11 protein-coding genes are annotated in these 13,042 nt (G+C 61.4%); 8 read left to right on the forward strand and 3 right to left on the reverse strand.

The window, feature by feature from the left end:
* Positions 1 to 126: 126 nt before the first annotated feature.
* From ileS to KKY_RS20935, 6 genes are all read left to right on the forward strand, one after another.
* Positions 127 to 3,189 (forward strand): isoleucine--tRNA ligase, encoded by a 3,063-nt coding sequence (gene ileS, locus KKY_RS02245; RefSeq protein WP_014129660.1) that lies wholly within the window; start codon positions 127 to 129, stop codon positions 3,187 to 3,189.
* Positions 3,190 to 3,197: 8 nt separating this feature from the next.
* A complete protein-coding gene (gene lspA, locus KKY_RS02250; protein WP_050811630.1) occupies positions 3,198 to 3,668 on the forward strand; it encodes a signal peptidase II in 471 nt (156 codons plus the stop codon).
* 130 nt (positions 3,669 to 3,798) lie between these two features.
* On the forward strand, positions 3,799 to 4,359 hold the full coding sequence (locus tag KKY_RS02255) for a hypothetical protein (protein WP_041528527.1): 561 nt from the start codon (positions 3,799 to 3,801) through the stop codon (positions 4,357 to 4,359).
* Positions 4,360 to 4,446: 87 nt separating this feature from the next.
* Positions 4,447 to 6,000, forward strand: a complete 1,554-nt coding sequence (locus KKY_RS02260; protein WP_014129663.1) for a pseudouridine synthase — start codon at positions 4,447 to 4,449, stop codon at positions 5,998 to 6,000.
* 4 nt (positions 6,001 to 6,004) lie between these two features.
* Positions 6,005 to 6,559, forward strand: coding sequence for a 16S rRNA (guanine(966)-N(2))-methyltransferase RsmD (gene rsmD, locus KKY_RS02265; RefSeq protein ID WP_014129664.1), 555 nt, complete (start codon positions 6,005 to 6,007; stop codon positions 6,557 to 6,559).
* A gap of 141 nt (positions 6,560 to 6,700) precedes the next feature.
* Positions 6,701 to 6,832, forward strand: a complete 132-nt coding sequence (locus KKY_RS20935; protein ID WP_014129665.1) for a hypothetical protein — start codon at positions 6,701 to 6,703, stop codon at positions 6,830 to 6,832.
* Positions 6,833 to 6,854: 22 nt separating this feature from the next.
* On the opposite strand, the gene mutL is transcribed toward KKY_RS20935, so the two are convergent.
* Positions 6,855 to 8,675, reverse strand: coding sequence for a DNA mismatch repair endonuclease MutL (gene mutL, locus KKY_RS02270; RefSeq protein WP_014129666.1), 1,821 nt, complete (start codon positions 8,673 to 8,675; stop codon positions 6,855 to 6,857).
* A gap of 74 nt (positions 8,676 to 8,749) precedes the next feature.
* Here mutL and KKY_RS02275 point away from each other — a divergent pair, with 74 nt between their 5' ends.
* Positions 8,750 to 9,199 carry a nucleoside deaminase gene (locus tag KKY_RS02275; RefSeq protein ID WP_014129667.1) on the forward strand — a complete coding sequence of 150 codons (450 nt, stop codon included), beginning with the start codon at positions 8,750 to 8,752 and terminating at the stop codon, positions 9,197 to 9,199.
* Here the strand turns inward: KKY_RS02275 and KKY_RS02280 are convergent.
* Both KKY_RS02280 and purD read right to left on the reverse strand, forming a co-directional pair.
* Positions 9,171 to 10,034, reverse strand: a complete 864-nt coding sequence (locus KKY_RS02280) for a patatin-like phospholipase family protein (protein WP_014129668.1) — start codon at positions 10,032 to 10,034, stop codon at positions 9,171 to 9,173. The genes KKY_RS02275 and KKY_RS02280 overlap by 29 nt on opposite strands.
* A 65-nt stretch (positions 10,035 to 10,099) precedes the next feature.
* Entirely contained in the window at positions 10,100 to 11,359 is a 1,260-nt protein-coding gene (gene purD / locus KKY_RS02285) for a phosphoribosylamine--glycine ligase (protein ID WP_014129669.1), read from the reverse strand.
* Positions 11,360 to 11,459: 100 nt separating this feature from the next.
* On the opposite strand from purD, the gene xseA reads away from it, so the two are divergent.
* On the forward strand, positions 11,460 to 13,010 hold the full coding sequence (gene xseA, locus KKY_RS02290; RefSeq protein ID WP_014129670.1) for an exodeoxyribonuclease VII large subunit: 1,551 nt from the start codon (positions 11,460 to 11,462) through the stop codon (positions 13,008 to 13,010).
* Positions 13,011 to 13,042 lie beyond the last annotated feature (32 nt).

The following is a 13,042-nucleotide window of genomic DNA, read 5'->3' on the forward strand; positions in this document are numbered from 1 at the left end:
GCCGGGATCCAGTACACTCAGAGGCCGTGATCGCTTCGCACCCTGCCGCCAAACCCATTGGCAATCCTCCGCCACCGCTGTTAAAAGCGGTCCCGATCTCATGACTGAAGATTTCCGCGAGTTCTTATGACCGACACGCAACCGGGCGCGACCACCGAGCGCGACTATTCAAACACCCTGTTCCTGCCCCAGACCGATTTCCCCATGCGGGCCGGTCTGCCCCAGCGTGAGCCCGAATGGCTCAAGCGCTGGGAGGATATGGACCTTTATAAAATGCTGCGCGAGCAGAGCCGTGATCGTGAAAAATTCACGCTCCACGACGGCCCGCCATACGCCAATGGCAACATCCATATCGGCCACGCGCTCAACAAGACATTGAAGGACCTTGTGTCCCGCTCCATGCAGATGCTGGGCTACAATGCCGCCTATGTGCCGGGCTGGGACTGCCACGGCCTGCCCATCGAATGGAAGATCGAGGAACAATACCGCGCCAAGGGCCTCAATAAGGACGAAGTGCCGGTCAACGAATTCCGCGCCGAATGCCGCACCTTTGCCGAGCACTGGGTCGATGTCCAGCGCGACGAATTCAAGCGCCTCGGCATCAATGGCGATTGGGCCAATCCCTATCTCACCATGAGCTTCGACGCCGAAGCCACCATCGCGTCCGAACTGATGAAGGTCGCAGCGTCGGGCCAGCTTTATCGCGGCTCCAAGCCCGTTATGTGGTCCGTGGTCGAACGCACCGCCCTTGCCGAAGCCGAGATCGAATATCAGGATTATGAGAGCGACGCGATCTGGGTGAAGTTCCCGGTGGCTACACAGCTTTGGGCCGACCAGGCGCCAGAGGAAAAGCTATTGGATGCCTCGGTCGTCATCTGGACCACCACCCCATGGACCATCCCCGGCAACCGTGCCGTCTCCTATTCCTCGCGCATCGCCTACGGCCTTTACGAAGTTCAATCCGCCGAGAATGATTTCGGCCCTCAGCCCGGCGAAAAGCTGATCTTTGCCGACAACCTCGCCGAAGAAAGCGCGACAAAGGCAAAGCTTACCTTCAAACGCCTGGCAGATGTCAGTGCCGATGAACTCGGCGCCATGACGCTCCATCACCCGCTGCGCGGTTTCGGTGGCGGCTACGATTTCCTCGTACCCATGCTCGATGGCGATCATGTCACCGACGACGCCGGCACGGGCTTTGTCCACACCGCCCCTAGTCACGGCGCGGACGACTTTGAAATCTGGATGGCCAAGGGCCGCGACATCGCCGCAAAGGGCATCGACACGACGATCCCCTTCACCGTCGACGACGCAGGCTTTTACACCAAGGACGCCCCCGGTTTCGGCCCCGATGCCGAAGGCGGTCCCGCACGCGTCATCGACGACAAGGGCAAGAAGGGCGACGCCAATCAGCGCGTCATCACCGCCCTGATCGCCGCAAACAATCTCTTTGCGCGCGGTCGCCTCAAGCACCAGTATCCTCACTCCTGGCGCTCGAAAAAACCCATCATCTTCCGCAACACCCCCCAATGGTTCGTCTATATGGACAAGGACCTTGAGGGCAAAACCCTCAAATCCGCCTCCCCCGCTGACTCCCTCTCCCCTGGGGGAGAGGGTTGGGGTGAGGGGGCCTTCGCAACGAACTCCGGGCCCGACACCCTGCGCACCCGCGCCTTGACCGCCATCGACGCCACAAAATTCGTCCCCCCCGCCGGCCAGAACCGCCTGCGCTCGATGATCGCCGATCGCCCCGATTGGGTGCTCTCCCGCCAGCGCGCATGGGGTGTGCCGATCACCGTGTTCGTCAACTCTGAAACCGGTGAAATCCTCAAGAACGAGGCCGTCAACGCCCGCATCGTTGCCGCCTTCAACGCAGAGGGGGCCGACGCCTGGTTTGCCGAGGACGCCAAACAGCGCTTCCTCGGCAACGACGTGCCGGACACCGAAAACTGGACCAAGGTCACCGACATTCTCGACGTCTGGTTCGACTCAGGTTCCACCCATGCCTTCGTTCTGCGCAACAAGGAAAAATGGCCGGACCTGAAATTTCCCGCCTCCATGTATCTCGAAGGCTCCGACCAGCATCGCGGCTGGTTCCACTCCTCGCTGCTCGAAAGCTGCGCCACAAACGGCTTTGCGCCCTACGAATCCGTCCTGACCCATGGCTTCACCATGGACAAGAACGGCTTCAAGATGTCCAAATCGCTGGGCAACACAATCGCCCCCCAGGACATCATCAAGAAGTTCGGCGCCGACATCCTGCGCCTGTGGGCCGCGACCATCGACTATGCCGAGGATCACCGCATCGGCGATGAAATCCTCGCCAACACCGTCGAGATGTATCGCAAGATGCGCAATTCCTTCCGCTGGCTTCTGGGTAACCTTGCCCATTACAAGCCCGAGGAGGCAGTCGCCTATGCCGATATGCCCGAGCTCGAAAAACTCATCCTGCACCGCCTCGCCGTCCTCGATGGCGAGGTGCGCGCCGGCTACAAGGCGTATGACTACAAGCGCGTGGTCAACACCATCGCCAATTTCATGAACCTCGAACTCTCGGCGTTCTATTTCGACATCCGCAAGGACGCGCTCTATTGCGATCCGATCTCCTCGCAAAAGCGCAAGGCGGCCCTGACCGTCCTTGACCAGCTCTATTCCTGCCTCACCGCATGGCTGGCCCCGGTGCTGGTCTTCACGATGGAAGAAGTCTGGCTCGAGCGGAACCCGGGCGAGACCTCGTCCGTCCACGCCCGTACCTTCCCCGAGGTGCCCTCCGAATGGCGCAACGATGGCTTGGCGGCAGAATGGGCAAAGATCCGTGCCGTGCGTCGGGTGGTCACCGGAGCGCTCGAAATCGAGCGCAAGAACAAGGTGATCGGCTCCTCGCTCGAGGCCGCGCCCATCGTCGCCATTACCGATCCCGAACTCGCAAAAGCGGTCGAAACTCACGATCTCGCCGAATTGTGCATTGTGTCGGCAATTTCCACTCAACTCCATACATTTTCGAGCCAACAATTCTTTAGTTTGGACGAGGTGCCGGGGGTCCAGGTGGCCTTCGCCAGGGCCGAGGGAACCCGCTGCGCGCGCTCATGGAAGGTCTCGCCCGAGGTCGGTTCGGACCCTGAATATCCCGATCTGACACCCCGCGATGCCCAGGCCATGCGCGAGCGGGTGGCCGCAGGGCTAAGCGTATGAATTTCTTGATGAAACCATCGGTCCTGTGGAGCTTTTTCCTCGGGCTGGACGTCCTGATTTTCGACCGCCTGCACAAATATCTGCAGGTCGATATGGCCGGCTGGACGGGCGGAGAAGTTATTGAAATAGCGCCATTTTTTGACTACACCCTCGTCTGGAATACCGGCATCTCCTACGGGTTGATGGGCGGCCTGCCTCCGGAAATGTTGTTGCTTGTCATGGGCTTGGCGATGGTCGCGCTCGGCTGGTGGTGGGTCAAGGAAGATTCCCTCCTCACCCGCATCGGCATCGCCCTCGCCATCGGCGGCGCCCTCTCCAACGCCATTGACCGCGTGGTTTACGGGGCAGTCGCCGATTTCTTCTCGCTGAGCTTTTTCCCCTATGTCTTCAACATCGCCGACATGGCCATTTCCATAGGCGTCATCGCGCTCATCGTCGACGTCCTCCGCCCCCGGACCGAACCGGAAACCAAATCGTAAATCGGCCAAATTCTGGCCTTACGCCCGCCAATGGGCTATAACCCCACGAAAATCAGGGATCATCAGGGTGGTCGAGACGTCTATGGGTATGGTTGTAACAAGCAGGAGCAGGGCTAAACCCCTGTTGCGTATGACATTTCTTGCTGTCGCAGCAGCCTCGGCGCTCGCGGCCTGCACCACCGTCGAGGGCACAAATGCCCTCACCGATCCCCTGACGTTTGAGCGCGAAGTGATGCGCTCGACATTGCAGGGCGTGGGCATCGTGCCGCGTGAAGAAAAGCCGATGGTTTCGGGTGAGCGCAGCCCGCTTGTGCTTCCGGCATCGGGCGCCACCCCACCGCCCCCCAGCCAGTCAACGGCAGTCATTCCCGAGGATTCGGGCGCTGTGACCATCGATACGACTGGCCTCACCACTGCCGATCTTGAGGCGCTACGGACCGGACGCGTGCTGTCATCGGGCGCCACATCGGGCCGTCCGCTGACCGAGCCCGAAGCCCGCCAGCTCGCTGCGCGCATGGCGGCCTATCGCAATGCCCAGGGCATGACCGAGCGCAACATCTATCTTCCGCCCGAACAGTATTTCCAGACGGTGGCGGGCCAGCAACTTATATGCGAGGCGGCCAATGGTGACCTTGTCACTCTGTCCGATCCTCGCTGTCCGCCCGATGTACGCGCCGCAGCGTCACGCTGATTTCGCGCGTAATACCGAAAAATGTTCAAGGCGGGGCCATTGGCCTCGCTTTGCTTTGATAGCTCCAGATTGAAAGAAGACGCTCCAATGAGCGAGAAAGCCCCACCCCCGTCCGGCGAGCGCCTCGCCAAGGTCATTGCCCGCGCTGGCGTCTGCTCGCGCCGCGATGCCGAGGCCTGGATTACTGCCGGTCGCATCGCGGTCAATGGCAGCCCGGTCAAGACCCCCGCCTTCAATGTCATCGAAAGCGATACGATCGCCGTCGATGGCAAGCCTTTGGCCCGCAAGCAGGCAACCCAGCTCTGGCTGTACCACAAGCCCGCGGGCCTCATGGTCACCGAAAAGGATCCCGAGGGCCGCGCGACGGTTTTTTCGGAATTCGAAAAGCTGGGCCTGCCGCGCGTGCTGACCGTCGGACGGCTCGATTATAACACCGAAGGTCTGTTGCTGCTCACCAACGATGGCGGCCTCAAGCGCACACTCGAGTTGCCTGCAACCGGCTGGGTGCGACGCTACCGCGCCCGTGCTTTCGGCTCGGTAACCCAGGAGCAGCTCGATACGCTTGCCAACGGAACGACGGTCGAAGGCGTGGACTATGGACCGATTGAAGCCGTGCTCGACAGCACCAGCGGCTCCAATGTCTGGATTACCATGAGCCTGCGCGAGGGCAAGAACCGCGAGGTCCGCAACGTCCTCGGAGCGCTCGGCCTGGAGGTCAACCGCCTGATAAGGCTCTCCTATGGCCCATTCCAACTCGGCGATCTGCCGACCGGCTCGGTTGAGAAAGTCAAATCGCGCATTCTTCAGGATCAGCTCGGCAAACGCCTGGCCGAAAGCGCAGGCGCCGATTTTGATTCTCCAGTCGCCGAAGAACCCAACCAGCCGCGCCGGCGCTCTCCTCAGCGCGAAAGCCAGCCCACCGAGCGTGATCGCTTCGGCGGTTTGCGCAAGCGCCCAGATTTCAAGCGCCCAGAGCGGCGCGAGGAAGCCCCCCGTACAGTTCACTTCGACGACGGCCGCCCCTCCCAGAGCTTTGTGCCATCCGGGGGTGACCGCAAGGGCAAGCGCGATGAAGGCGGCTTCGGTGACCGGCCACGCCGAGACAGTTCGGGCGGCAAGAGGTTCGAGAGGGGCGAAAAGTCTTTCGGCGAACGTCCACAGCGGTCCGGAGGCAAACCGTTCAACAAGGGGCCGCGACAGACCGATAGCGGTAGTGATCGGCCCTTCCGCAAGGACGCGGATCGCCCGCCGCGCCGCGAAGGTGCCAGGGGTGATCGGCCGTTTGCCAAGGGACCACGCCGTGAAGGCGTTGGTGGCGATCGTCCTTTTTCGAAAGGGCCTCGTAGAGATGGGGCAGGCGGGGGTCGTCCGTTCGCCAAGGGGCCTCGCCGCGAGGGCACAGCAGCAGATCGGCCTTTTTCAAAAGACCCCCGGCGCGAGGGTGCAGGTGCTGATCGCCCGTTCTCGAAAGGTTCGGGCGGGCAGAATCGGCCTGGCGGAAAGCCTTTTGCGAAAGGACCGCGTCGCGACGCTGGAAACGATCGTCCGGTGGGCCCGCGTCAGCCGCGCCGGGATGGCAAGCCATCAACCGGCAATCGCGCCGACCGGCCTCGCCGCCCACGTCCGGAAGAGGACAAATAGCTAGATGCGCATCGTCGCCGGAAAATTCCGCGGCAAACAGCTCGAGGCACCGAAGTCGGACGAAATTCGTCCCACTTCGGACCGCGTGCGCGAGGCCGTGTTTTCGATAATCGGAAGCCGCATCGGGCCCCATCTTGAGGGGCTCCATGTGCTCGACCTCTTTGCGGGCACGGGGGCGCTTGGTCTTGAAGCTCTATCGCGCGGCGCCGCGCACTGCGTCTTTATCGACACAGGCATTGAGGCGCGCGGCTTGATTCGCGGGCACATCGAACATTTTGGGGTGGGCGGCCAGACCAAGCTTCTCAAACGCGATGCAACGGATCTTGGGCCGGCCGAACGGATCAAACCCTCGGGGCTCGTCTTTGCCGACCCGCCATACGGCAAGGGGCTGGGCGAAAAGGCTATCGCCAGCGCCCTTGCTGGTGGCTGGATTGCGCCCGAGGCGCTCATCGTTCTCGAAGAGCGCAGGGAGGTTCCGATTGAGGCTCCCTCAGGCACCGGGATCATCGATCGTCGCGAATATGCTGATACGGCGATCACCTTCCTTGCAGTCGCCTGACACAGATATGCGCGGAGGAGTGCGGGGAAAGTGACCTTTGCCACACACCAGCCATAAATTTGCCGCTACCGGCCTTTTTTCAGGAACCGCTCGTGCGCGACGCGGATTGGTTCTGCATTAGGCAAGCTGGAGGCAATCACAATGGCACTGGTCATCCTGAGCATTATCGGCGCGTTGGTCACGCTGGCTGCGGCCACTGCTGGACTTCTGATCTCGGCGCAGGCCGACGTTGACAATGGACGTTCCAACAGCGCTGACACTCGCTCGGCCTGAATGGCGTTGGAATCGGCGGTGACTATCGGCGTCCGAACAAGCGCTCCAAATCGCCCTTCTTGAGTTCGATGTAGGTCGGGCGCCCGTGAATGCATTGGCCCGAGTGGGGAGTGGCTTCCATTTCGCGCAACAGCGCATTCATCTCGTCAGCGCGTAAACGGCGCCCCGAACGAACCGACCCGTGGCAGGCCATACGAGCGATAATCGCGTCCATACGCTCTTCGAGTACTGCCACATTGTCCCATTCCGCCAGTCCATCAGCAAGATCGCGGACGAGACCCTCGATGTCGGTTTGACCCAAAAGGGCAGGGGTTTCGTTGATGGCCACGGCCCCCGGCCCGAACCGTTCGAGATAAAGGCCCAGCTTCTCAAGAACGGGTGCCGCTTCTTCGAGCCGCCCGCAATCTTCTTCTGGAAGATCGATGACCACAGGGATCAGTTGCCGCTGGCTGGCAACCGGACCGCTGCGCAACTGGGTGCGAAAACGTTCATAAACCAGCCGTTCATGGGCCGCGTGCTGATCGATCAGCACCAGTGCGTCGCCATTCTGGGCAACGATGTAATTTTCAAACACCTGTGCTCGCGCTACGCCGAGCGGAAAATTCTGCTGCTCTGCCGACGGTGACTCCACCGGCTCATATCGGGCACTGGGGGCGTCGAATTTGCGTATTTCAGCGGCGAGGCCAGGTGAAAAGGTGCTTTGCTGTCCCAAGAGGGGCGACGGCGCCCCGTAGTCCGCTGGAGCGCCGGCCGGTTCGGCAAAGCTGCGCCGCGGATTAGCCTCCCCCTGCGGCGTGGGGGCTCGAAAACTGGCCAGTGCCGACTCAGCCACGCTTGAGGATGCGCGGAATCCGGCCGCCGCCAATGCTTCACCAATAGCCCGGATAACCGCCCCGCGAACCGCGCCCTGGTCGCGAAAGCGCAATTCGGCCTTTGTCGGGTGCACATTGACATCGACTTCGCCTGGATCGATGGCAACGAATAGCGCAATGACGGGGAACCGGTCGCGATGCAGGAAATCGGCATAGGCAGCCCGCACGGCGCCCAGTAACACCTTGTCACGCACAGAACGACCGTTGACGAAATAGAATTGATTGAGCGTATTGGCGCGTGAATAGGTCGGCAACCCGGCCAGTCCACCAACCACGATCCCTCCGCGCGAAAAGCCGATCTGTTGTGCGTTCTCGGGAAAATCCGCGCCGATGATCTGCGCCAGCCGGGCATGGACTGCATTGTCACCGGTCTGGGCCGGCCAGTTGATCGGCTGCCTGTCGGTGCCCGACAAAACGAAATGCACCCCGCGATGCGCCATGGCGAGGCGTTTGACGACATCGGTTATAGCGCCGGTCTCGGCCCGATCGGTCTTGAGAAATTTGAGCCGCGCGGGGATGTCGGCAAAGAGGTTCTTGACCTCGACGATCGTGCCGCGATTGATTGGATGCGGTACAGGCCCCGACTTTACACCGCGTTTGAGAGATATCTTAAGCCCCGTTTCCGCCTCTCGCGTCCGCGAGGCGATCGAAAGATCGGACACCGATCCGATGGACGCCAGCGCCTCGCCACGGAACCCCAGGGTCCGAATATCGTCCAGCCCGTCATCCTTGAGCTTGGAGGTCGCATGCCTTTCGACAGAAAGCGCCAGATCGGCCTCGTCCATGCCGTGCCCATCGTCCTCGATGCGGATCAGGCTCTTTCCACCTGCCGCAGTGGTAATAGCTATGCGCTTTGCACCTGCATCGAGCGCGTTTTCGACCAGTTCCTTGACAACGCTGGCCGGTCGCTCAACCACTTCACCGGCGGCAATCTTGTTGACCAGATCGTCTGGAAGCTGGCGGATAGCCATTGGTGCTGATTCTCCTTTGACCTCATTCTAACGGGGCGGACAGCCAGCACCAAAGCTGATATGAGCGCCGGATCATGACCACGCCAGACAATCCCATGGAAATTGCGTTTGCGCTTGCTGCGGAGGCCGCTGCGGCGGGCGAAGTGCCTGTCGGCGCCGTCATCATACGGGACGGCAGGGTCCTTGCAACCGGGCGCAATACAATGCGTGAAACGGGCGATCCCACGGCCCATGCCGAGTTCAATGCGATCCGAGCAGCTCTCGCCGCCGACGGCACCGGTCGGCTCGCCGATTGCGATCTTTATGTAACGCTCGAGCCTTGCACCATGTGCGCTGGCGCCATTGCCCAGGTGAAATTGCGACGGCTCTATTACGCTGCGGAGGACCCCAAAGGGGGCGCGGTGGACAATGGCGTGCGGTTTTTCAGCCAACCCACCTGTCACCATGCGCCGGAGGTAATCGGCGGTGTTTCTGCGAGCCGCGCTGGAGAGATGCTCAGGAAATTTTTCGCTGAGCGGCGATGAATCCCTCCACCTTCGCAGTGATCTCGCGTTTGAAGCGATCCTTTTCGGCCTCTCCCGCCTTGATGATCTCCCGCACCCGCCAATATTCGTGCGCACCGATATTGACATGGTGAGGGCGGAAATAGAGGTCGGGCGGATAGGCCGCGATCATATGGGCGATCAATTGATGCATCATGATCTGGGCTGAACCGAACCCGATATCGAGCATCGTCGGGATATAGCCGTCCGGCCATGCGTGCGGATCGCCGTTAACATCGATTGCTATCAGAATGTCAGTACCCGCAGCCGCATGGTCGAGCGGCAACGGATTGACCACGCCACCATCCACAAGAATGGTCTCATGGAAATGCACGGGCCGGTAGAGGCTGGGGACGGCCAGTGAGGCGGCTACCGCAGGCTTGAGCGCGCCCTCATGAAAGGCAACCTGGTGCCAGGACCTGAAATCGGTCGCAACACAGGTAAAGGGAATTTTGAGCCCCTGAAACGTCTCCGGCATGTCGTCCGGCGTAAATGTGTCGACCACCTGCACCGGATCGAGCTGGATCGAGATCCCCTCGCGAAAGATCTTGGCCATCGACCGGACCTGGGTGGAGAGCAGCCGCCCGAACAGCCCGTTCATGGTGCCAAGCATTTCGTAGGACAGGCCACGGATTTCGCGGCCTTTGAGCCCGGCGGCCCAACCAGAGCCGATCAGCGCGCCGATGGACGTGCCGGCAATCCTGTGCGGGACGAGCCCGAGTTCATCCATCGCTTCGATAAAGGGAATATGAGCCAGTCCACGGGCCGCCCCGCCCCCCAGCGCAATCCCGATTCTGGGATCTCTCGTCGTCCCCATGCTGCGGGCCCTCCGGTTCCTCCGTCAGCCTAGTCTAGCCACATCGAGTTGAGAAGAGATTGCCGCTATAGCCCGCGCCAGCCGATATCGCGTCGGCAAAATCCATCCGGCCAGTCGATAGCGTCGACTGCGTGATAGGCTCTCTCGCGCGCTTCGCCTACATTCTCGCCGATCGCAGTGACATTCAGAACCCGCCCGCCATTGGCAAGCAGGGTGTTGTCATCTCTCACCGTTCCAGCGTGAAAGACCCGAACGGTATTGCCGTCCAACCCGTCGGCATTCGCAATGACCGTATTTTTCTCGTACGAACCCGGATAGCCATTGGCTGCCAGCACCACAGTCAAAGCCGTTTCCCGCTTCCAGCGCGGGGAAACATTGGCGAGCGTGCCATGCGCCGTGGCTTCGAGAATATCGAGCACATCGCTATCGAGCAGCATCATCAGCACCTGGCATTCGGGATCGCCGAACCGGGTATTGAATTCGATAAGCTTGGGGCCTTCACTGGTTATCATCAGGCCCGTGAACAACACGCCGGAAAACGGCGTTCCGCGTGCCGCCATCCCCTTGATGGCGGGGGCAACGATCTCGCGATAAGCGCGCTCGATCATCGCGTCGGTCATGACCGGGGCAGGGGCATAAGCGCCCATCCCCCCGGTGTTGGGGCCCTTGTCCTCATCGAAAGCGCGCTTGTGATCCTGCGCGGCAGGCATCAGGATCGTGTGCTCGCCATCGCAAATGGCAAAAAGGCTCGCTTCCTCGCCGATCAGGCACTCTTCAATCACCACCTCAGCACCCGCGGCACCGAATGCTCCCGAAAAACAGTCGCGCACCGCCTCCCGCGCCTGTTCCAGCGTTTCGGCTACGGTAACGCCTTTGCCGGCCGCGAGGCCGTCGGCTTTTATGACGATCGGAGCGCCCCTCTGGTCCAGATAGGCGAGCGCGGGTTCGAGCGCATCGAATTTGGCGTACGCAGCGGTGGGAATGCCCATCTCGTCACACAACGCCTTGGTGAAGGCTTTGGAGCCTTCGAGCTGAGCGGCGACTTTCGATGGCCCGAAAACGGCAATTCCGGCTGCGCGCAAATCGTCCGAAATACCTGCCACCAAAGGCCCTTCGGGGCCTACCACCACAAGATCGATCCGCTCGCGGAGCGAAAAATCGACAACAGCCGCATGATCGGTCACATCGAGAGCGATGTTTTCCGCAATTGTCTGGGTCCCGCCATTGCCGGGCGCGACAAACAGCTTTTCCAGCCGCTCCGATTGCGTCATCTTCCAGGCCAGCGCATGCTCGCGTCCACCCGATCCGATCAGCAACACCCGCATGGCCCACCCTCTTTGCCTTGAGTTTGGCGCCCCTCTATCATGAGCGATGACAACCCGCCACCCTTGACGACGCCGCAAGGCTCGGCCACCAACGACACCCATGAGCGATAATCAGTCCAACGCCTTCGAATTCACCGTTTCCGAAATCTCCCAGGCGGTCAAACGTACCGTCGAGGACCAGTTCGGTTATGTGCGGGTGCGCGGCGAGATCTCCGGTTTCCGTGGCCAGCACAGCTCCGGCCACTGCTATTTCACTTTAAAGGATGATGGCGCCGCCATGGATGCCGTGGTCTGGAAGGGTAGCTATTCGCGCCTCGCCTTCAAGCCCCAGGAAGGGCTGGAGGTCATCGCAACCGGGCGGCTGACCACATATCCGCGCTCGTCAAAATATCAGATCGTCATTGAAAACATTGAGCCCGCCGGCGCTGGTGCGCTTATGGCACTGCTCGAGGAGCGGCGGAAAAAGTTCATTGCCGAGGGTCTGTTTGCGCCCGAACGCAAGAAGGAACTTCCCTATCTACCGCGCGTAATCGGCGTCGTAACGTCCCCCACCGGGGCGGTGATCCGCGATATTCTCCACCGCCTCGATGATCGCTTTCCCTCCCACGTTATCGTCTGGCCGGTTCGGGTGCAGGGTGACACCTGTGCACCCGAAGTGACTGCTGCTATCGATGGCTTCAATGCCTTTTCGCCCGATGGCCCGATTGCACGTCCCGACCTGCTGATCGTCGCGCGCGGTGGGGGTTCGATCGAGGACCTTTGGGGCTTTAACGAGGAAAGCGTGGTTCGCGCAGTCGCGCGCTCGGAAATCCCGGTCATATCGGCTGTCGGGCACGAAACCGACATCACGCTCATAGACTATGTTGCAGACAGACGAGCGCCTACGCCTACGGGCGCTGCCGAGATGGCAGTGCCCGTGCGCGGCGAGTTGATCGCCTATGTCGAAGATCTCGGTTCGCGCCAGCGTATGGCTGCGCGCCGCATCGCGGCCAATCTAAAGGACCGTCTGCGCGCCGCATCTGCGGGTCTGCCCCGGCCCGGGGATCTCGTTTCCACCCAACGCCAGCGCCTCGATATGGCGACGGCGCGCTTGGCGTCCGGCTTGCGTGCCGCTCAGCATACCAAGGCCATGGATCACCAGCGCGTTGCCGGAAGGTTGACCATCGGCTTGCTGCGTCAGAGGCTCGACGCAGCCGCCAATAGGCTGCAAACCGCGGGCACACGCGGCCGCCATGGACTGCAGACTAGGGCAGGGCGAGCGCGTGTTGCCTTCTCGCCTGTCGCAAGCCGCTTGCGGCCTGGCCTTCTCACGACACCGATCGCTCAGGGACGCCGCCACCTTGATGCAGTATCCAACCGCATGGATCCAGCCTTCATCCGCATCGTGGAAACCCGCCGGGCCAGGCTCGACGGGCTGTCCAAGCTGCTGTCATCGGTAAGCTATCATCAGGTGCTGGCCAGGGGCTTTGCGCTGGTGACGGACGCGGACGGAAACCTTGTGCGTGCGTCCGATGACGTTAGACCCGGCGATGCGTTGACCATCGACGTCGCCCAGGGCTCGATTGTCGCAACCGTTTCTGGAGCCCCCTCGATTCCCCGTAAGAAATCGCGCTCGGAAGGCGGCGGTGGCGAACAGGAAAGTCTGTTTTGACCGCCACCCTAAAGCCCGCTAAACAAGAGGCT

Source organism: Pelagibacterium halotolerans B2 (genome assembly GCF_000230555.1).
Classification (GTDB): domain Bacteria; phylum Pseudomonadota; class Alphaproteobacteria; order Rhizobiales; family Devosiaceae; genus Pelagibacterium; species Pelagibacterium halotolerans.

Excerpts from the sequence above, each read along its gene's own strand:
- ileS (WP_014129660.1), top strand. The coding sequence starts at position 127 with ATGACCGACACGCAACCGGGCGCGACCACCGAGCGCGACTATTCAAAC.
- lspA (WP_050811630.1), top strand. The coding sequence starts at position 3,198 with ATGAAACCATCGGTCCTGTGGAGCTTTTTCCTCGGGCTGGACGTCCTG.
- KKY_RS02255 (WP_041528527.1), top strand. The coding sequence starts at position 3,799 with ATGACATTTCTTGCTGTCGCAGCAGCCTCGGCGCTCGCGGCCTGCACC.
- KKY_RS02260 (WP_014129663.1), top strand. The coding sequence starts at position 4,447 with ATGAGCGAGAAAGCCCCACCCCCGTCCGGCGAGCGCCTCGCCAAGGTC.
- rsmD (WP_014129664.1), top strand. The coding sequence starts at position 6,005 with ATGCGCATCGTCGCCGGAAAATTCCGCGGCAAACAGCTCGAGGCACCG.
- KKY_RS20935 (WP_014129665.1), top strand. The coding sequence starts at position 6,701 with ATGGCACTGGTCATCCTGAGCATTATCGGCGCGTTGGTCACGCTGGCT.
- mutL (WP_014129666.1), bottom strand. The coding sequence starts at position 8,675 with ATGGCTATCCGCCAGCTTCCAGACGATCTGGTCAACAAGATTGCCGCC.
- KKY_RS02275 (WP_014129667.1), top strand. The coding sequence starts at position 8,750 with ATGACCACGCCAGACAATCCCATGGAAATTGCGTTTGCGCTTGCTGCG.
- KKY_RS02280 (WP_014129668.1), bottom strand. The coding sequence starts at position 10,034 with ATGGGGACGACGAGAGATCCCAGAATCGGGATTGCGCTGGGGGGCGGG.
- purD (WP_014129669.1), bottom strand. The coding sequence starts at position 11,359 with ATGCGGGTGTTGCTGATCGGATCGGGTGGACGCGAGCATGCGCTGGCC.
- xseA (WP_014129670.1), top strand. The coding sequence starts at position 11,460 with ATGAGCGATAATCAGTCCAACGCCTTCGAATTCACCGTTTCCGAAATC.